The sequence below is a fragment of the Wolbachia endosymbiont (group A) of Colletes cunicularius genome (assembly GCF_964264715.1).
Classification (GTDB): Bacteria; Pseudomonadota; Alphaproteobacteria; order Rickettsiales; family Anaplasmataceae; genus Wolbachia.
Map to the genome: position 1 here is coordinate 194,512 of NZ_OZ183471.1, position 18,096 is coordinate 212,607.

Annotated in this window: 23 protein-coding genes and 2 pseudogenes; 11 read left to right on the top strand and 14 right to left on the bottom strand. The window is 35.4% G+C overall.

Features of this window, described 5'->3' with window-relative positions; translation table 11 throughout:
* Positions 1-63: 63 nt before the first annotated feature.
* The 3 genes from ACFELZ_RS01060 to ACFELZ_RS01070 all read right to left on the bottom strand — a co-directional run bounded on the left by ACFELZ_RS01060 (position 64) and on the right by ACFELZ_RS01070 (position 3,912).
* Positions 64-654 (bottom strand): COQ9 family protein, encoded by a 591-nt coding sequence (locus ACFELZ_RS01060; protein ID WP_375316314.1) that lies wholly within the window; start codon positions 652-654, stop codon positions 64-66.
* A 7-nt stretch (positions 655-661) separates the two neighbouring features.
* The gene (murD, locus tag ACFELZ_RS01065; RefSeq protein WP_375316315.1) at positions 662-2,020 is read right to left on the bottom strand and encodes a UDP-N-acetylmuramoyl-L-alanine--D-glutamate ligase; all 1,359 of its coding nucleotides are present in this window, start codon (positions 2,018-2,020) and stop codon (positions 662-664) included.
* Positions 2,021-2,445: 425 nt separating this feature from the next.
* Complete coding sequence (locus tag ACFELZ_RS01070) at positions 2,446-3,912, bottom strand: IS4 family transposase (protein ID WP_375316680.1); 1,467 nt, start codon at positions 3,910-3,912, stop codon at positions 2,446-2,448.
* A 258-nt stretch (positions 3,913-4,170) separates the two neighbouring features.
* On the opposite strand from ACFELZ_RS01070, the gene ACFELZ_RS01075 reads away from it, so the two are divergent.
* From ACFELZ_RS01075 to uvrA, 5 genes are all read left to right on the top strand, one after another.
* The gene (locus ACFELZ_RS01075; protein ID WP_375316316.1) at positions 4,171-4,683 is read left to right on the top strand and encodes a hypothetical protein; all 513 of its coding nucleotides are present in this window, start codon (positions 4,171-4,173) and stop codon (positions 4,681-4,683) included.
* A 165-nt stretch (positions 4,684-4,848) separates the two neighbouring features.
* Positions 4,849-5,046 (top strand): transposase, encoded by a 198-nt coding sequence (locus ACFELZ_RS01080; RefSeq protein ID WP_375315797.1) that lies wholly within the window; start codon positions 4,849-4,851, stop codon positions 5,044-5,046.
* Positions 5,047-5,049: 3 nt separating this feature from the next.
* Entirely contained in the window at positions 5,050-5,214 is a 165-nt protein-coding gene (locus ACFELZ_RS01085) for a hypothetical protein (RefSeq protein ID WP_375315781.1), read from the top strand.
* A 17-nt stretch (positions 5,215-5,231) separates the two neighbouring features.
* On the top strand, positions 5,232-5,615 hold the full coding sequence (locus tag ACFELZ_RS01090; RefSeq protein ID WP_375316619.1) for a transposase: 384 nt from the start codon (positions 5,232-5,234) through the stop codon (positions 5,613-5,615).
* A gap of 221 nt (positions 5,616-5,836) precedes the next feature.
* On the top strand, positions 5,837-8,641 hold the full coding sequence (gene uvrA / locus ACFELZ_RS01095) for an excinuclease ABC subunit UvrA (protein WP_375316317.1): 2,805 nt from the start codon (positions 5,837-5,839) through the stop codon (positions 8,639-8,641).
* A 123-nt stretch (positions 8,642-8,764) separates the two neighbouring features.
* Here the strand turns inward: uvrA and ACFELZ_RS01100 are convergent, their stop codons facing one another.
* The 6 genes and pseudogenes from ACFELZ_RS01100 to ACFELZ_RS01125 form a co-directional block, all read right to left on the bottom strand.
* The gene (locus tag ACFELZ_RS01100; RefSeq protein ID WP_375315786.1) at positions 8,765-9,625 is read right to left on the bottom strand and encodes an IS982 family transposase; all 861 of its coding nucleotides are present in this window, start codon (positions 9,623-9,625) and stop codon (positions 8,765-8,767) included.
* Between the two features lie 189 nt (positions 9,626-9,814).
* On the bottom strand, positions 9,815-11,209 hold the full coding sequence (gene fumC / locus ACFELZ_RS01105) for a class II fumarate hydratase (RefSeq protein WP_375316735.1): 1,395 nt from the start codon (positions 11,207-11,209) through the stop codon (positions 9,815-9,817).
* A 234-nt stretch (positions 11,210-11,443) separates the two neighbouring features.
* Entirely contained in the window at positions 11,444-11,902 is a 459-nt protein-coding gene (locus ACFELZ_RS01110) for a transposase (protein ID WP_375316627.1), read from the bottom strand.
* Positions 11,845-12,009 (bottom strand): hypothetical protein, encoded by a 165-nt coding sequence (locus tag ACFELZ_RS01115; RefSeq protein ID WP_375315781.1) that lies wholly within the window; start codon positions 12,007-12,009, stop codon positions 11,845-11,847. Before ACFELZ_RS01115 ends, ACFELZ_RS01110 begins: the two co-directional genes overlap by 58 nt.
* Positions 12,010-12,012: 3 nt before the next feature.
* A complete protein-coding gene (locus ACFELZ_RS01120) occupies positions 12,013-12,210 on the bottom strand; it encodes a transposase (protein WP_375315805.1) in 198 nt (65 codons plus the stop codon).
* A 55-nt stretch (positions 12,211-12,265) separates the two neighbouring features.
* A pseudogene (locus tag ACFELZ_RS01125) lies at positions 12,266-12,958 on the bottom strand (IS4 family transposase); the annotation flags it as partial.
* Between the two features lie 136 nt (positions 12,959-13,094).
* On the opposite strand from ACFELZ_RS01125, the gene ACFELZ_RS01130 reads away from it, so the two are divergent.
* The 4 genes and pseudogenes from ACFELZ_RS01130 to ACFELZ_RS01145 all read left to right on the top strand — a co-directional run.
* Positions 13,095-13,292 (top strand): transposase, encoded by a 198-nt coding sequence (locus ACFELZ_RS01130; RefSeq protein ID WP_375315805.1) that lies wholly within the window; start codon positions 13,095-13,097, stop codon positions 13,290-13,292.
* 3 nt (positions 13,293-13,295) lie between these two features.
* Positions 13,296-13,460 (top strand): hypothetical protein, encoded by a 165-nt coding sequence (locus tag ACFELZ_RS01135; protein ID WP_375315781.1) that lies wholly within the window; start codon positions 13,296-13,298, stop codon positions 13,458-13,460.
* A gap of 17 nt (positions 13,461-13,477) precedes the next feature.
* Positions 13,478-13,861, top strand: coding sequence for a transposase (locus tag ACFELZ_RS01140; RefSeq protein WP_375316619.1), 384 nt, complete (start codon positions 13,478-13,480; stop codon positions 13,859-13,861).
* Between the two features lie 107 nt (positions 13,862-13,968).
* Positions 13,969-15,081: pseudogene (locus ACFELZ_RS01145) on the top strand (IS4 family transposase); the annotation flags it as partial.
* Here ACFELZ_RS01145 and ACFELZ_RS01150 read toward each other — a convergent pair.
* Complete coding sequence (locus ACFELZ_RS01150; protein WP_375316318.1) at positions 15,061-15,405, bottom strand: hypothetical protein; 345 nt, start codon at positions 15,403-15,405, stop codon at positions 15,061-15,063. The pseudogene ACFELZ_RS01145 and the gene ACFELZ_RS01150 overlap by 21 nt on opposite strands.
* A 91-nt stretch (positions 15,406-15,496) precedes the next feature.
* Here ACFELZ_RS01150 and ACFELZ_RS01155 point away from each other — a divergent pair, with 91 nt between their 5' ends.
* Entirely contained in the window at positions 15,497-15,859 is a 363-nt protein-coding gene (locus ACFELZ_RS01155; RefSeq protein ID WP_375315796.1) for a helix-turn-helix domain-containing protein, read from the top strand.
* A 19-nt stretch (positions 15,860-15,878) separates the two neighbouring features.
* Positions 15,879-16,388 carry an IS630 family transposase gene (locus ACFELZ_RS01160; RefSeq protein ID WP_375316670.1) on the top strand — a complete coding sequence of 170 codons (510 nt, stop codon included), beginning with the start codon at positions 15,879-15,881 and terminating at the stop codon, positions 16,386-16,388.
* 41 nt (positions 16,389-16,429) lie between these two features.
* Here ACFELZ_RS01160 and ACFELZ_RS01165 read toward each other — a convergent pair whose 3' ends face one another.
* Genes ACFELZ_RS01165 through ACFELZ_RS01180 form a run of 4 tightly spaced genes read right to left on the bottom strand, consistent with a single transcriptional unit; the run spans position 16,430 to position 17,744 of the window.
* Positions 16,430-16,975 (bottom strand): hypothetical protein, encoded by a 546-nt coding sequence (locus tag ACFELZ_RS01165; RefSeq protein ID WP_375316319.1) that lies wholly within the window; start codon positions 16,973-16,975, stop codon positions 16,430-16,432.
* Positions 16,976-16,977: 2 nt separating this feature from the next.
* Positions 16,978-17,436 (bottom strand): transposase, encoded by a 459-nt coding sequence (locus ACFELZ_RS01170; RefSeq protein ID WP_375316627.1) that lies wholly within the window; start codon positions 17,434-17,436, stop codon positions 16,978-16,980.
* Entirely contained in the window at positions 17,379-17,543 is a 165-nt protein-coding gene (locus ACFELZ_RS01175; protein WP_375315781.1) for a hypothetical protein, read from the bottom strand. Before ACFELZ_RS01175 ends, ACFELZ_RS01170 begins: the two co-directional genes overlap by 58 nt.
* A 3-nt stretch (positions 17,544-17,546) precedes the next feature.
* Positions 17,547-17,744 carry a transposase gene (locus tag ACFELZ_RS01180; protein WP_375315805.1) on the bottom strand — a complete coding sequence of 66 codons (198 nt, stop codon included), beginning with the start codon at positions 17,742-17,744 and terminating at the stop codon, positions 17,547-17,549.
* Positions 17,745-18,096: the final 352 nt, after the last annotated feature.

Genomic DNA, 18,096 nt, shown 5'->3' on the forward strand with positions numbered 1-18,096 from the left:
AAAGATCAAAAAAAACAAGATAATTTTAGAATATAAATATGAATAACCAGTATGATGAAAAGCTTATAAGAAATTTCCTATGATTCCTTTTAAGCGAGTTTTGAATTTTTGAAATGTCATGACATTGTTGATACGGTTATCAAGAAACGATAAAGTATCCGCAAAATCTTCTGAATAATCATTGATAAAAAAAAGTATCGTACTTAAGTACACTCCAGCTAATATTGCTCTTTTTGTATAGTAGTTAAAATCTGTTGATTGATCATGAATGCCATACCAAATCGCGCTAATAGTTCTGTATAAAAGTTTACTAGAAAAATATGTATTTTTTGGTGATACAGAGAATAATAAAACATTTTTTAAAAGTTCTCTATAATTCGGTAGCTTAGCGTAGTTTGAAAGGCGTATTTGAATAGCTAACTTTATTCGTTCTCGTACCCTCATAACCTCTAAATTAGAATTTCTTAGTTCAGCCTCCATTGAGCTATTTAAGTCCTCTGCTATGTGCTCCAAAGCGCTATATATTCCATTCTGAAATTTGCAAAAGCTATTAGCTAGATTAAGGTCAGTACACACCTTTAATAGGGTTTCATCGCTTATCCCTTCAAATGGAATAACCCTAATTAGCTTATCTATTATTAACTTTTGTTCCACAGTAGCATTATACTAAACAGCATGTGTGATTGTACCTGAGATTTTCAAACATTCTACAAAATGCTTCACCACGTTCCTCGAAATTTTTCCATTGATCAAAAGAAGCACACGCGGGAGAAAGTAATATTGTTACTTCTTCTTCGCTATTTATGGCCTCTTCAAAAGCAAGTTTAAGTGCGTTTTTCAAATTGCAACATTTTACAAAATCTACTTTATTCTCCATAGTGTTTGCAAAGGCTTCGGTTGATTCCCCAATAAGAAAAGCTTTTCTAATCCTCGTGAAATGCTTGCTTAATGATTCTATTCCACCTTTTTTGCTTCTTCCACCAACGATCCAATTTATGTTTTCATAAGATAAGATCGCCTTTTCGCTCGACTTGGCATTAGTTGCTTTGCTATCGTTCACGAAAAACACATTTCTTATTTTGCCAAGCAGTTCATTCCTATGCCTCAGTCCTGAAAAGGACTTGATTCCATTGATAATAGTGTTGCTATCTATTTTAAGCAGCTTACATACGGCATATGCGGCTGCTATGTTTTCTGCATTGGATATTAGGTTTATTTTCATATCACTTACATGACCTGGTTGGATTCCAGTGTTGGGGCACTGAAATGGCAAAAAAGGTAACATCGAAGCTGAAATTGGAATTTTGTTCCCAGTGAATTTGTTGAATACATCAGCGGTAATCTCATTATCACACCCTATCACGGCAATCTCACTACCGTTTATCAGTTTTAATTTAGTTGCTATGTAGTTCTCCATACTTCCATGCCTATCTATGTGATCTGGTGTAATATTGAGCAGTGCTGCAATGTCCACATTAATCTTATCCATCAACTCCAATTGAAAAGAGGAGAACTCAATTACATAAATTTCTGCATCTCTTTTTAGATCCAAAACAGGAACACCTAAATTTCCACCAATAGCTACTTTTTCCCCTGCAGATTTTAATATGTGCCCTATTAGTGATGTAGTGGTTGATTTACCATTTGTTCCTGTGATGCCTATTACCTTCTGGTTCGTAGTTTTAGCTTCAAGAAATAGCTCAATGTCTGATTTTATTTTGCAATCAAATCTCCTTGCAAGTTTTACTATCCAATGTGGCTCTGTTGGCACTCCAGGGCTTAAAACCAATGCACTGATCTCATGCCAATTATATTCCTTGGGATGAATAAAATTACATTTTTTATACATCATTTTTGCATTTGCTATTTGCTCTTCATGATCATCCCATGCATATATTCTTGCACCATTCTTTATTAGAGCGTTAATGGCGGATAAACCAGTTTTACCAAGACCAAAAACCGCGACGTTTTGATTTTTGTATTTGTTTAGTTGCACTGCTAGATAACTTATGCGAACCATTTTATAAAGATATCGTACAAACTACAACAGACTTCTTGCATAGGTCACAACTGTCATTCAGTAGAAAAGAAAAAACCTACTTGACAAACTCCGCCAGCCCCCTTATCATGACAGTGAAGCTATTGTATTTGCTTTCGCCAATCTGCAGATTAAAAGGTAAGGATTACTTAATGTATCGGCGTCTTATGTTCAATTTTTTGCAGTATATAGATACTGTATGTCTTTACAAAACTTCATCTACATCTAGATTTTTATCTAAATAAGCTGAACGCGCTTACAAAGCGTTACAAGACATCAAAAAATGCCAATACTCGACAAAGATAGTAAAAGACTAGCTAACACGGGATTTCTTTTGCCTTTTTTTCTGCTTAGTAGGAGAGTAGACCAACGGACCTTCCCCGCCAGCCGCTCGCAGAACCTTACTATTACCCACAAGTATAGAATGAATGAGCAAGTCTCCATCCTTCTGCTAAATCAAAGAGACGTTTCCATCCCTTCCACAAAGCTATAGGGCCTGGTTCTAAGTCATTTTTGCGAGCTAAAAACCCTCCTAACTTGGCCACCCACCTCACAATTTCTCTTATAGGTGGTGGAGTCTCAGGATAGTTTTTTGTCTTAAGCATTTTGGTATATAAAACCTTCCATTCGTCATCAGTCAGTATGACAGTGCAAGAAAGATTCGGATTTGTTCTAGCTACCAATGTGATAAAAAATATTCTCCATGCAATTATACTCATAATTGTAAGAAAGCGGATCAATCTATCTGCTGTTTGGAGCCTACATTCTTCAACTTTAAGACCGGATTTCAAAATTTTATGAAAAACCTCTATTCTCCATCTTAAGCAATACCATTGTATTTTTTCTACTGCTTCTTCAAAATTATTAATATTTATATTTGTTAACAAAATCCAGTTCATGGGCTCTTCGCCAAATGGGGGATATTTTTCTATAACATAGACAGCATTTAAATTTAAATTAGGAAGTTTTTGCGTTTTACGTCTAGCGTTGTTTTTTGATGCATTCATCACAAAGTTACTAAACTTTACTTCTAAAACTGTTGTTCTTTGAGGTTTGTTATCGCAAGCAGGAATACTCACTTGTATTTCTCCTTGGCAAGACATGCGATTCATCAAATCCCACAATCTTTCACCACCTTTTTCAGAATAAGTCGACTTCTTGTTTACTGTTCTGTTTTGATTTCCTCTTACTACAAAAAGAGATTGATTAGTGGAAGCAACTTCAAATAAATCATAAATATCTGCTTCTCTATCACAAACGGTAACTACCTTAACATCCTTTAATCCAGGATGTTTAGTAGAGTCTTTAAGTGATGCTATCCACCGTATGCTTTCTTTCTCTTCTATGGGAAGAGCAGTATTATGGCTTCTTCTTTTCAACTCCTTTAGGTCTTCAGCTAAGGGAGGTCTAGTACTAATTTTTTGATCCAATAATCCTATAGGTAGTCCTTCTGTTGTAACTGCAAACGTTGTATGCATCACTAATCCATGGGTTTTAAAATTAGTTGTTTTAGATGTTAATCTTGCTGCTATAATCCCTAATCCTTCGGTCTTTTTATGATTTTTATATGAAATATAACTCGTGTCCTGGATAGCTAAGATAGTTGAGTATTCTTTAGCTCTTTCAATATTTTTAATTATATGACTGTCTAATATCTTTCTTTCAGAAATGGCATCTTTTTGGAAAAATCTATAAGCTGCTTTACTTTGATGCCAATCTTCACAAGCTTGATTTATTGAACACTCAGGCGATTCAGCAAAACTATTAACTATTTTTAGAAGCCTTTTACTTAATCTTATATCACCAAAATTAACAATTCCAAATTCACTTTCTGCCCATTCGCCAGTTGAGGTATTTATAGTTCTTTTCATCATATATTCCATTTTTAGACCATAGATCTATTTATAATAGAAAGTTGAATTAGTAAGATAGCAGCTTTTTCTCCTTTTAGATTTATGGGTAATAGTAAGTTGTTAGCGGCCGCGGCGGTATGACGTAGGAAAACCTTTCTTGGGTAGCTATAGCATGTCAGTTTAAAATGTTTTTTGTTTTCCATGAGGTTAAATAACTCTTTCACTATGTGTAATATTTACTTAAAATAAATGTATGTTATTAAATTTGGGTAGGTAATTATGTCTATCTTACCGACACTCTTATTTATCAGTCTTTCTTTACTCAACACTTCAAATAAATTGATGATATGTGCTGCTTTATTTATAGGAGCTGCTTTAGTTGTAAATTCAATGGTTGAATTTTATGGCAAAGAAAAAGCTACGTATAGCTTAATAGTGTGTACAGCGCTATGCTGTATTTTAAAATGGCAAAGTTTTAGTTTGATGATATTGACTTCATATGCTGCAATTTTAGTATCTCTTCTCTCAAACATAATTGTTTTTGAAAAATTGAAGTCCAAGTTGAATTTTCATATGGCAAATTTCATTACTTTAATTATGGCATCAGTAATTGATAGTGCCGTTGTATGTGTTGGATTACTATACAAATTTTCTGCAGGTAAATGCTTATCAATATATATTAGAGATTTAATTTTTAAGTTTTCTTATGCGTCAGTATTAAGCATCTGCTTGTTTGTAGGAATGTATTTATTTTGCCTGGCGAACAAGAAGTATTTTAAGATTTCCACATAACCTGTTTTCTGATATAGCTAAACTGACTTTGGGTCCTGGGGATGTATTTGGTGGTCCTAATACGTAACAACAGTTTAGAATTTATAGGTAGTAGATTTGCCCTAAGAGCCTGTCTTCAAACTAAGTAGAAAGGAGTTAAGAAGTGTGTTATAAGATATATTTTAAATGTACCCAAGCGATATAAGTGACAAAGAATGGAAGATAATAGAGCTATATTTTGAACCTAAAAAGACCGGCAGACCAAGAAAACATAGTATTAGAACAATTATTAACGCAATTCGCTATGTGATGAGGACAGGATGTCAATGGAGACAACTGCCTAAAGATTTTCCACCATGGAAAACAGTGTATAGTTGTAATTAGCGATTGAAAAAAAGTGGAATATGGCAAGAGATTCATGATTTTCTAGTTAAAAAAGTAAGAGAGATAATTGGTAAGAATGAAACTCCATCAGTGGGAATAATAGATAGCCAATCAGTAAAAACTACTCAAAAAGGGGATCCAGAGGATATGATGCTGGCAAGAAAGTAAAGGGTAGAAAGCGCCACATCGTTGTAGATACTGTAGGTCTTGTAATTGCTGCTGAAGTACAAAGTGCAAGCATTCAGGATCGTGATGGTGCACTAAATCTTTTTGTTCAAGCCAAATGCAAAGCTCCAACATTACATAAGTTTTTTGCTGATCAAGGATACACAGGTAAATTGCAAAACCTCTGCTTATTGGAAACTGGATGTTTATTGACGATTACCAAGAAAATAGTTGATACAGGATTTCAGGTTATTCCCAAACGTTGGATTGTTGAGAGAACCTTTGCTTGGCTCTCCAATTTTAGACGTATGAGTAAGGATTATGAGCATTCTCCTCTCACTTCAAAAAACAACATCTTCTTTAATATGATCACTATTATGCTTCACAAATTAGCTCATTCTTGAGTTTGAAGACAGGCTCTAAGACTCTAACACAAGTTGTACAGCCCTACGTCATACCGCCCGGTATCCCAGCATAGATTCCGCTAACAAGTAGCGGAATGACGATTTATCAAACGCTGCCTAATTTTCCGTAACAGTTGAAAAAATCAATAGAAAATCAACATATCACTGTAAATTCATGTATTTTAAGGCTATAATAGTTAAAATACGTTATATAGTATAATATGGACGATTTTATAAGAGTTAAGGGTGCAAGGGAACATAATCTGCAAGGTATAGATGTCAATATACCGAAAAATAAGCTAGTTGTTATAACTGGGCTAAGTGGTTCTGGTAAATCTAGTCTCGCATTTGATACGATTTATGCAGAAGGCCAACGCCGATACGTTGAAAGCCTATCAGCTTACGTGCGTCAATTTCTCAACATTCAGGATAAACCAGATGTTGAGTCGATTACAGGTCTTTCCCCTGCAATATCTATCAACCAGAAATCGATCTCAAAAAATCCAAGGTCAACAGTTGGAACTGTTACCGAAATTTACGATTACTTGCGCTTAGTATATGCACGAATAGGGGTTCCTTATTCACCTGCAACTGGATTACCGATAACAAAGCAAACTGTATCTCAAATTGTAGATACTATAATTGCGTTACCTTTAGAAACTAAAATATATATACTTGCCCCTGTTGTGCGTGGTAGAAAGGGAGAACATCTCAAAGAGATATTGGAAATTAAAAGACAAGGTTACGTAAGGTTCAAAATAGATGGTGAAGTGTACAATGTAGATGACTTGCCTAAACTCGATAAGAACAAGAAACACGACATTTTTGTGGTTGCAGATAGAATATCAATATTGGGCGATATAGGAAATCGACTGCCAAGTAGTATAGAATCCGCGCTAAAACTTGGTAATGGTCTAATGTATGTAGAAGTAGTAAACCTACCTGACAACCATAATTCCGAGTATAAAAATGGTCAAATTCTGACTTTTTCAGAGAATTTTGCATGCCCCGAGTCTGGTTTCACTCTTGAGGAAATAGAACCAAGATTATTTTCTTTTAACAGCCCTTACGGTGCATGTGGTTCGTGTAATGGGCTTGGTAAAAAGCTGGCTGTTGATGTAAAGCTGATAGTGCCAGATGAAACTCTTTCAATATCTGAGGGTTCTTTAAAGCCAGTAGGACCAATGTTCCGTCAAGTGCACACAAGTTATGGACTTCTAAAAAGTGCAATTCTATCACTGGCTGAAAATTGTAAATTTAGCCTTGATGTTCCGTGGAAGAACATAGATCAAGAAGTAAAAGATATGATACTCTTTGGCTCTAATAAATTTCAAGGTTTGATCAGTATCTTGGAGAACCAGATGGATTATGATGAAACGCTTGTTGAGCGATACTGCTCTGTTATTCATTGTAAGGAATGTACTGGCTATAGATTGAGAAAAGAAGCACTCACAGTGAAAATTGATAGCAGACATATAGGTGAAATATCAGGGCTCAGCATCGATAAATCCCTTAAGTGGTTTGAAAATTTGCCAGACAAGCTCACAGAACAACAGAAGCAAATCTCAAGTAAAATATTAAATGAAATAATCAAGAGGCTAGCATTTCTAAAGAATGTAGGGTTGAATTACCTAACGCTCGATCGAGAATCTAGCACTCTCTCTGGCGGTGAGAGTCAGAGGATCAGACTTGCTTCGCAAATTGGCTCTGGTTTAACAGGAGTGCTGTATGTGCTTGATGAACCCTCGATAGGCCTTCATCAATGCGATAATGATCGGTTAATTGCTACACTGAAAGACTTGAGAGACATGGGTAACACTGTAATCGTTGTTGAGCATGATGAAGATACAATAATGGCTGCTGATTATGCGATTGATATTGGTCCTGGAGCTGGCGTAAATGGTGGAAAAGTTATTGCAGAAGGAACACCAGACCAGGTGCAAAGAAATTCAGGGAGCATAACAGGGCAATATTTGAGTGGAGAGAAAAAAATTTTAATTCCAAGGAGAAGAAAGCAAGCAACTCAGTTCATAAAAGTAATAAATGCATGTGAAAATAACTTAAAAAATGTGAACGTTAAATTTCCTATAGGGAATCTTATTTGTGTTACTGGAATATCAGGAGGGGGAAAATCAAGTTTAGTCATAGAAACGTTATATAAATATTCAGCACATAAGATACATCATTCGTCTGCACGGTATGGTCGGTGTGATAGAATAGAAGGCCTTGAATATATAGATAAAGTTATAGAAGTTGATCAGTCGCCAATTGGTAGAACTCCTGCGTCAAATCCAGCAACATATGTCGGTATGTTTACTCATATAAGAAATTGGTTTGCAGGTCTTTCGGAGTCAAAAGCAAGGGGATATAATATAGGCCGGTTTTCATTTAATACCAGAGGGGGAAGGTGTGAGGCTTGTAAAGGTGATGGGCACTTAAAGATAGAGATGCATTTTCTACCGGACGTTTATGTGAAGTGTGAGCAGTGTAAAGGGCAAAGGTATAATCGTGAAACATTAGAAGTTACTTATAAAGGAAAATCAATCTCTGATGTGCTTGATATGACGATAGATCAGGCTTGTGATTTTTTTGAAAACCTTCCAATGGTAAAAGAAAAGTTGGTTTCTTTGCAGGAAGTGGGGCTTGGCTATATAAAACTCGGACAGTCGTCAACAACGTTGTCTGGGGGTGAAGCACAACGAATAAAGCTGTCCAAAGAGCTATCAAAACGATTTACCGGAAGAACATTGTATATTCTTGATGAGCCAACAACTGGATTACACTTTGAAGATATAAATAACTTACTAAAAATACTCCATAGATTAGTCGATCTGGGAAACACTGTTATAGTTATCGAGCACAATTTGCATGTTATAAAAACTGCAGATTATATAATAGACATCGGACCAGAGGGCGGAATAAAAGGCGGAGAAGTGATTGCTACTGGAACTCCAGAAGAAGTGGCAAAAATTCCAGAAAGTGTTACAGGCAGGTATCTTAAAACATATTTATTAAATCAAGCATAAACTATTTCTTAATTATATTAGGCTAGGTTGCATATTTATGATTTGGAGATAAGAACGTCAGTATATCGATACTTTAGAAGGTACGTTGAATATGGAGTTGTACCTGCTAACGCGAATTCTGGATTAAGGAAGGAAGAAAGTATAGGAAATAGAAGGCTTTGTGGATTTGATGGAGTAGGAAATGAGAGTAGAAAAGATATGAACCAAAAAATTAACAGGGGATCTATGGCGAGTGTGTTCAATTTCTAGTCTATTTTTTAGGTAACCAAAAACAGTCTCAATGATAGACCTTTTTCTCAGTAAAATCTTCTCATTTAGCGAAATCAATGTATTTTTCATACCTTTTTTCACCTTGGTAACAAGTTTCAAACCTCGGTCAAACAGCTTCTGAAAAAGCTCTTTTGCAATATAACCTTTGTCACCAAACAAAAGACCGATTAATTTTTCCGTCAGATTTGGCACAGGTATCCTATCATCAACATTGCCTTTTGTTAGCGTAAGTGCATGAATTTCAACATTTTCATTGATTACCATATGTAATTTGAAACCAAAAAACCAGCCGTAAGTGCTCTTGCTTAATTTTGCAATTCCAGCAAAAACTTTGTTTTTGGATATTCTTTTTGCATGACAAACTGCAATGGGAGTTGTGTCTATATATGAAATTCCAGTGTTTTCTGACTGTCCACAAAGCCAATGCAACAACATTGCTAAATGCCACAAAACCCTAGGCTTTAGAGCAACAAACCTGGTATATGAAGGTAACTTTGGAAACTCTGATTTGTAGAGCAACGTTAGGTAATGTAGATAGAAAGTTTTACACGGAGATTGTTGATATAGCAGGATTATTGTCATGATTTCGGAGTGCTCAATTTCCGTTGTTCTTGTGGGGTTTTTACCATTTGGCAGTAGTTTATCTGCAAAATTTTTCTCTATATCTCTGCAAAAATCATCGACCAAACAAAACAGTTTTGTTATATCTTCCATGGGTAACCTCATCTATTTTTTTATCACTGCTGAGTTTACCCTGTTTTCTTGCCTTTTCTATTCTCCTTTAATCCAGAATTCACGTTTAAAAGACAAATATAGAAAAACAAGAATATCAACTTTGAGTGCACTAAATTTGCTCATTTTTCCTTAACTTGACGCGTATGGTTTATTTAACACTCCCAACGGTTACAAATAATTCACCATTTCTTCTGGTTTCACTATCCTTTCAAACTCCTCCTCAGTGAGCAGTTGAAGTTTTGCTGCTGCTTCTTTTAGAGTGATATTTTCTTTATAAGCAAGCTTCGCTATTTTTGCTGCATTGTCATAACCTATATGCGTATTTAATATAGTGACCAACATTAACGACTGATTCAGTAAATCTTTTATTCTCTCTTCATTTGCCTTAATACCAACTACACATTTTTCTGTAAAATTTAAACTTGCATCAGCTAAAAGTCTTATAGACTGCAAAACATTGTAAATTATCACTGGCTTAAACACATTCAATTCAAAATGACCGTTTGAACCACTAATGGTCACAGCAACATGATTTCCCATAACTTGAGTGCACACCATAGTTACTGCTTCACACTGAGTTGGATTCACTTTACCTGGCATAATTGAAGAACCAGGCTCATTTTCCGGTAACATTATTTCCCCAATTCCGCATCTTGGACCAGAACCAAGCAACCTTATATCATTTGCAATTTTCATTAAACTGACTGCTACTGTATTGAGTGTTCCACTGAGCTCAACTAAAGCATCGTTTGCTGCTAGCGCTTCAAATTTATTGCCTGCTGAAGTAAATGGAAGATTAGTAATTTCTGCAACTTTGCTTGAAAAATCTTCAGCAAAACCCTTTTTAGTATTGAGTCCTGTGCCAACCGCAGTGCCACCTTGTGCAAGCTCGTATATACCACTTAAAGTTGATTTTACTCTCTCTATCCCCTTTTTAATCTGGGCTGCATAGCCAGAAAACTCCTGTCCCAGTGTTAGGGGCGTTGCATCTTGTAAGTGAGTACGTCCTACTTTTATTATATTTTTAAATTCCTGAACCTTATTATCCAGCACCTTATGCAATTTTTCAAGATTTGGAATAAGCAAGCAGTCTATTTGCTCTGCTGCTGCTATATGCATTGCTGTTGGAAAGGTGTCATTTGATGACTGACCATAATTCACATGGTCGTTTGGATGTATCGGAGATTTACTACCCAAATTACCACCTAAAATCTCTATTGCGCGATTGCTGATCACTTCATTCATATTCATATTAGTCTGCGTTCCGGATCCGGTTTGCCAAACAACAAGCGGAAATTCATTATTAAATTTGCCATCTATTACTTCCCTTGCGGCTGCGCAGATTGCGTCCCCTACCTTATTATCTATGCTACCCTGCTTCATGTTAACACGTGCTGCTGCAAGTTTTACTATTGCTAATGCTTTAATCAGAGGCTCTGGCATTTTTTCTGTGCCAATCTTAAAATTTTCTAAAGAACGTTGAGTCTGCGCTCCCCAGTAATGTTCACTTGGTACTTTTACTTCCCCTAAGCTGTCTGATTCTATTCTCGTTTTTCTATCCATATTTTCCTTCTTAGCATCATGCAAACTGGTTCACTACATAATTTTTTCATGTCTACTTCTTGGTTAATTAAATCATACTAGATCCAAGTAGTCAAGTGTGACCTTACCCAGAAAAAGTAGAGAGAAAGTTAAGACGTTTTTGGAGTAAAATAAAACGTTTTTTCAAAATATGGCAAATAGAAGGGAATATACAGCAGGATTCAAATTAGAAGCTGTTAGATCCTGTCTTCAAACTCAAGAATGAGCTAATTTGTGAAGCATAATAGTGATCATATTAAAGAAGATGTTGTTTTTTGAAGTGAGAGGAGAATGCTCATAATCCTTACTCATACGTCTAAAATTGGAGAGCCAAGCAAAGGTTCTCTCAACAATCCAACGTTTGGGAATAACCTGAAATCCTGTATCAACTATTTTCTTGGTAATCGTCAATAAACATCCAGTTTCCAATAAGCAGAGGTTTTGCAATTTACCTGTGTATCCTTGATCAGCAAAAAACTTATGTAATGTTGGAGCTTTGCATTTGGCTTGAACAAAAAGATTTAGTGCACCATCAAGATCCTGAATGCTTGCACTTTGTACTTCAGCAGCAATTACAAGACCTACAGTATCTACAACGATGTGGCGCTTTCTACCCTTTACTTTCTTGCCAGCATCATATCCTCTGGATCCCCTTTTTGAGTAGTTTTTACTGATTGGCTATCTATTATTCCCACTGATGGAGTTTCATTCTTACCAATTATCTCTCTTACTTTTTTAACTAGAAAATCATGAATCTCTTGCCATATTCCACTTTTTTTCAATCGCTAATTACAACTATACACTGTTTTCCATGGTGGAAAATCTTTAGGCAGTTGTCTCCATTGACATCCTGTTCTCATCATATAGCGGATTGCGTTAATAATTGTTCTAATACTATGTTTTCTTGGTCTGCCGGTCTTTTTAGGTTCAAAATATAGCTCTATTATCTTCCATTCTTTGTCACTTATATCGCTTGGGTACATTTAAAATATATCTTATAACACACTTCTTAACTCCTTTCTACTTAGTTTGAAGACAGGCTCTTACTACAAAAAGAGATTGATTAGTGGAAGCAACTTCAAATAAATCATAAATATCTGCTTCTCTATCACAAACGGTAACTACCTTAACATCCTTTAATCCAGGATGTTTAGTAGAGTCTTTAAGTGATGCTATCCACCGTATGCTTTCTTTCTCTTCTATGGGAAGAGCAGTATTATGGCTTCTTCTTTTCAACTCCTTTAGGTCTTCAGCTAAGGGAGGTCTAGTACTAATTTTTTGATCCAATAATCCTATAGGTAGTCCTTCTGTTGTAACTGCAAACGTTGTATGCATCACTAATCCATGGGTTTTAAAATTAGTTGTTTTAGATGTTAATCTTGCTGCTATAATCCCTAATCCTTCGGTCTTTTTATGATTTTTATATGAAATATAACTCGTGTCCTGGATAGCTAAGATAGTTGAGTATTCTTTAGCTCTTTCAACATTTTTAATTATATGACTGTCTAATATCTTTCTTTCAGAAATGGCATCTTTTTGGAAAAATCTATAAGCTGCTTTACTTTGATGCCAATCTTCACAAGCTTGATTTATTGAACACTCAGGCGATTCAGCAAAACTATTAACTATTTTTAGAAGCCTTTTACTTAATCTTATATCACCAAAATTAACAATTCCAAATTCACTTTCTGCCCATTCGCCAGTTGAGGTATTTATAGTTCTTTTCATCATATATTCCATTTTTAGACCATAGATCTATTTATAATAGAAAGTTGAATTAGTAAGATAGCAGCTTTTTCTCCTTTTAGAGCCTGTCTTCAAACTAAGTAGAAAGGAGTTAAGAAGTGTGTTATAAGATATATTTTAAATGTACCCAAGCGATATAAGTGACAAAGAATGGAAGATAATAGAGCTATATTTTGAACCTAAAAAGACCGGTAGACCAAGAAAACATAGTATTAGAACAATTATTAACGCAATCCGCTATATGATGAGAACAGGATGTCAATGGAGACAACTGCCTAAAGATTTTCCACCATGGAAAACAGTGTATAGTTGTAATTAGCGATTGAAAAAAAGTGGAATATGGCAAGAGATTCATGATTTTCTAGTTAAAAAAGTAAGAGAGATAATTGGTAAGAATGAAACTCCATCAGTGGGAATAATAGATAGCCAATCAGTAAAAACTACTCAAAAAGGGGATCCAGAGGATATGATGCTGGCAAGAAAGTAAAGGGTAGAAAGCGCCACATCGTTGTAGATACTGTAGGTCTTGTAATTGCTGCTGAAGTACAAAGTGCAAGCATTCAGGATCGTGATGGTGCACTAAATCTTTTTGTTCAAGCCAAATGCAAAGCTCCAACATTACATAAGTTTTTTGCTGATCAAGGATACACAGGTAAATTGCAAAACCTCTGCTTATTGGAAACTGGATGTTTATTGACGATTACCAAGAAAATAGTTGATACAGGATTTCAGGTTATTCCCAAACGTTGGATTGTTGAGAGAACCTTTGCTTGGCTCTCCAATTTTAGACGTATGAGTAAGGATTATGAGCATTCTCCTCTCACTTCAAAAAACAACATCTTCTTTAATATGATCACTATTATGCTTCACAAATTAGCTCATTCTTGAGTTTGAAGACAGGCTCTCAGGTCCTCACTATATGGCTTTGCCATCATTCTACCTTAATTAAAGCAGTATTATACCTTTTTACACTCCTTTGAGGAAACCTTATTTCGGTTAGCTATAAAACAACTAATTTTAAAACCCATGGATTAGTGATGCATACAACGTTTGCAGTTACAACAGAAGGACTACCTATAGGATTATTGGATCAAAAAATTAGTACTAGACCTCCCTTAGCTGAAGACCTAAAGGAGTTGAAAAGAAGAAGCCATAATACTGCTCTTCCCATAGAAGAGAAAGAAAGCATACGGTGGATAGCATCACTTAAAGACTCTACTAAACATCCTGGATTAAAGGATGTTAAGGTAGTTACCGTTTGTGATAGAGAAGCAGATATTTATGATTTATTTGAAGTTGCTTCCACTAATCAATCTCTTTTTGTAGTAAGAGGAAATCAAAACAGAACAGTAAACAAGAAGTCGACTTATTCTGAAAAAGGTGGTGAAAGATTGTGGGATTTGATGAATCGCATGTCTTGCCAAGGAGAAATACAAGTGAGTATTCCTGCTTGCGATAACAAACCTCAAAGAACAACAGTTTTAGAAGTAAAGTTTAGTAACTTTGTGATGAATGCATCAAAAAACAACGCTAGACGTAAAACGCAAAAACTTCCTAATTTAAATTTAAATGCTGTCTATGTTATAGAAAAATATCCCCCATTTGGCGAAGAGCCCATGAACTGGATTTTGTTAACAAATATAAATATTAATAATTTTGAAGAAGCAGTAGAAAAAATACAATGGTATTGCTTAAGATGGAGAATAGAGGTTTTTCATAAAATTTTGAAATCCGGTCTTAAAGTTGAAGAATGTAGGCTCCAAACAGCAGATAGATTGATCCGCTTTCTTACAATTATGAGTATAATTGCATGGAGAATATTTTTTATCACATTGGTAGCTAGAACAAATCCGAATCTTTCTTGCACTGTCATACTGACTGATGACGAATGGAAGGTTTTATATACCAAAATGCTTAAGACAAAAAACTATCCTGAGACTCCACCACCTATAAGAGAAATTGTGAGGTGGGTGGCCAAGTTAGGAGGGTTTTTAGCTCGCAAAAATGACTTAGAACCAGGCCCTATAGCTTTGTGGAAGGGATGGAAACGTCTCTTTGATTTAGCAGAAGGATGGAGACTTGCTCATTCATTCTATACTTGTGGGTAATAGTAAGCTTCTATCTAAGTATATCACTCGTAAGCTTTCCTTTCTTGACTGCCCTATTGCTGCTCTAAAGTATTTTATTAGCTCTTCTCTGTTATCAAGAATTGACAGCTTTTTTAACTTACCTTTCAATATCCTATCAAAAATCTCTTTCAGACAAAAGGTACTTGCTATTGCTCCATCGTTCATTCCTGTAACATTTTTTAGTTCATGAAAGTCAGCATTAATTACCCTTCCTAAACTACTAAAGAGCTCCATTAGCCTTTTGGCAACTTCTCTTCCTTCTGCATATTCAGATAGAGTACGTTCCAGTAGCTCATGATCCAACAAAGACCTACCTCTGCTTGATATAGCTAACCGAAATAAGGTTTCCTCAAAGGAGTGTAAAAAGGTATAATACTGCTTTAATTAAGGTAGAATGATGGCAAAGCCATATAGTGAGGACCTGAGGGAACGAGTTTTAAAAGTGGTTGACGAGAAAAAAATGACTATGGAAGAAGTAAGCAAGATGTTCAAAATTGATAGAAAAACTATATACTGGTGGAGGAAAAGAAGAGAAGAAACAGGAAGTATAAAACCGTCTTCAGGCTACCAAAAGGGACATAGTCATAAAATTAAATACTTAGATGGCTTTGTCAAATTTCTGGATGAAAACCGAGATATTACGGTTGAAAAAATAATTGAAAAATTTGGCAACATGTGCAAAGGCACAGTCTACAATTATCTTAAAAAAGTAAACTATACATATAAAAAAAACTTTTCTTTATCAGGAAAGGAATGAAGAGAAACGCAAGGAGTTCATAAAAAAAATAGAAGGAATAGAAAAAGAAAACTTGATATTCATAGATGACTCTGGAGTAGAAGACAACAGATTTTATGAATATGGGTGGTCTCAAAAAGGCAAGAGGTTATTTGCCGATAAACCAGGGTTTAAAAGAAAGAGGGTAAGCATAATAGGAGCACTAAATGAGGGAAAAGTTAAAGCTTCCTGGGTAATTGAGGGCTACTGCAACAGCGAGATTTTTGATGCTTATGTAGAAAATATACTTGTTCCTATATTAAAACCTGGACAGACTATTGTTCTCGATAATGCAAGCTTTCATAAATCTGCAAGAACGAAAAATTTGATAGAAAATGTTGGGTGTAAAATTTTGTTCTCGCCGCCATACTCACCGGATTTAAATCCGATTGAGAAGTTCTGGTTTGCCATTAAGCATGCCATAAGAAAAGTGCTGCCAAGCTTTTGGCCCAATATTAATTCGGCTATTGATTTTGTCTTTCAGCTCTCGGGGAAATCTTACTTCGGTTAGCTATAGTACCCTTGCTCATAAGATTGTTCAAAAGACCAGCCTTATCTTCCCCTAATTAACTGTCCTATGGCTGCTAGTTGCTCTTGATTCTGAAGCATTTTTATTATTTTTATTTCATTACTAAGCATTGTTCTTTCTCCTTCATCAGCTTCAAGATTCTTTTCCATTAAATTGCTTATTAACTTTTCAAAATTATTTTCTCTTCTTTGAACCTCAGGTAATTTATCTATTAAATCCTTATATGAACTCTTTATTGCTCTTCCTGCATCAATTGCTCCTTCTTTTATTTTTTCCCCTGCCTTTCCTATACCTATTCCTACATAACGCGCTCCAATAGCTACAAGCGCTATTAATGTAGCAAGCACAATAAGCGGAGAAAATGCTACTCCCAATACTATTCCGGTAGAAGCTATTCCAATTTTTTTATTTGCAGATGCTGATTTAAAATAATTGACTAGATTGTCCAGCGGACCTTTATTATTATTTATAACATTACTTATTGCTTGCTGATTAACAGATTTTAACGCCTCTTCTATTATTTTTGAGTCAACGTTTTCAGAAGTTAACCCTTTAGAGCCTGTCTTCAAACTCAAGAATGAGCTAATTTGTGAAGCATAATAGTGATCATATTAAAGAAGATGTTATTTTTTGAAGTGAGAGGAGAATGCTCATAATCCTTACTCATACGTCTAAAATTGGAGAGCCAAGCAAAGGTTCTCTCAACAATCCAACGTTTGGGAATAACCTGAAATCCTGTATCAACTATTTTCTTGGTAATCGTCAATAAACATCCAGTTTCCAATAAGCAGAGGTTTTGCAATTTACCTGTGTATCCTTGATCAGCAAAAAACTTATGTAATGTTGGAGCTTTGCATTTGGCTTGAACAAAAAGATTTAGTGCACCATCAAGATCCTGAATGCTTGCACTTTGTACTTCAGCAGCAATTACAAGACCTACAGTATCTACAACGATGTGGCGCTTTCTACCCTTTACTTTCTTGCCAGCATCATATCCTCTGGATCCCCTTTTTGAGTAGTTTTTACTGATTGGCTATCTATTATTCCCACTGATGGAGTTTCATTCTTACCAATTATCTCTCTTACTTTTTTAACTAGAAAATCATGAATCTCTTGCCATATTCCACTTTTTTTCAATCGCTAATTACAACTATACACTGTTTTCCATGGTGGAAAATCTTTAGGCAGTTGTCTCCATTGACATCCTGTTCTCATCATATAGCGGATTGCGTTAATAATTGTTCTAATACTATGTTTTCTTGGTCTACCGGTCTTTTTAGGTTCAAAATATAGCTCTATTATCTTCCATTCTTTGTCACTTATATCGCTTGGGTACATTTAAAATATATCTTATAACACACTTCTTAACTCCTTTCTACTTAGTTTGAAGACAGGCTCTCAGGTCCTCACTATATGGCTTTGCCATCATTCTACCTTAATTAAAGCAGTATTATACCTTTTTACACTCCTTTGAGGAAACCTTATTTCGGTTAGCTATAGTTGCAATTAAAAGCAGCTTAATCTCGCTTGTCAAGCGTTTAAAACATAAAAAACGCCAATATTTTAAAGCGGATAATAACCACGGGGCTTCTTTTGCCTTTTTTTTGCTTGGTAAATTTCTTAAATATTTATAGCTAACATGAACTGGGCAGTGCGTCACGCGCTGACCATTTACTGTGCAAATCACCTT

What these genes read in the sequence shown, in the direction of transcription:
- ACFELZ_RS01075 (WP_375316316.1), top strand. Translation starts at nt 4,171, where the DNA reads ATGTCTATCTTACCGACACTCTTATTTATCAGTCTTTCTTTACTCAAC.
- ACFELZ_RS01180 (WP_375315805.1), bottom strand. Translation starts at nt 17,744, where the DNA reads ATGTACCCAAGCGATATAAGTGACAAAGAATGGAAGATAATAGAGCTA.
- uvrA (WP_375316317.1), top strand. Translation starts at nt 5,837, where the DNA reads ATGGACGATTTTATAAGAGTTAAGGGTGCAAGGGAACATAATCTGCAA.
- fumC (WP_375316735.1), bottom strand. Translation starts at nt 11,209, where the DNA reads ATGGATAGAAAAACGAGAATAGAATCAGACAGCTTAGGGGAAGTAAAA.
- ACFELZ_RS01080 (WP_375315797.1), top strand. Translation starts at nt 4,849, where the DNA reads ATGTACCCAAGCGATATAAGTGACAAAGAATGGAAGATAATAGAGCTA.
- ACFELZ_RS01100 (WP_375315786.1), bottom strand. Translation starts at nt 9,625, where the DNA reads ATGGAAGATATAACAAAACTGTTTTGTTTGGTCGATGATTTTTGCAGA.
- murD (WP_375316315.1), bottom strand. Translation starts at nt 2,020, where the DNA reads ATGGTTCGCATAAGTTATCTAGCAGTGCAACTAAACAAATACAAAAAT.
- ACFELZ_RS01155 (WP_375315796.1), top strand. Translation starts at nt 15,497, where the DNA reads ATGATGGCAAAGCCATATAGTGAGGACCTGAGGGAACGAGTTTTAAAA.
- ACFELZ_RS01120 (WP_375315805.1), bottom strand. Translation starts at nt 12,210, where the DNA reads ATGTACCCAAGCGATATAAGTGACAAAGAATGGAAGATAATAGAGCTA.
- ACFELZ_RS01070 (WP_375316680.1), bottom strand. Translation starts at nt 3,912, where the DNA reads ATGATGAAAAGAACTATAAATACCTCAACTGGCGAATGGGCAGAAAGT.
- ACFELZ_RS01130 (WP_375315805.1), top strand. Translation starts at nt 13,095, where the DNA reads ATGTACCCAAGCGATATAAGTGACAAAGAATGGAAGATAATAGAGCTA.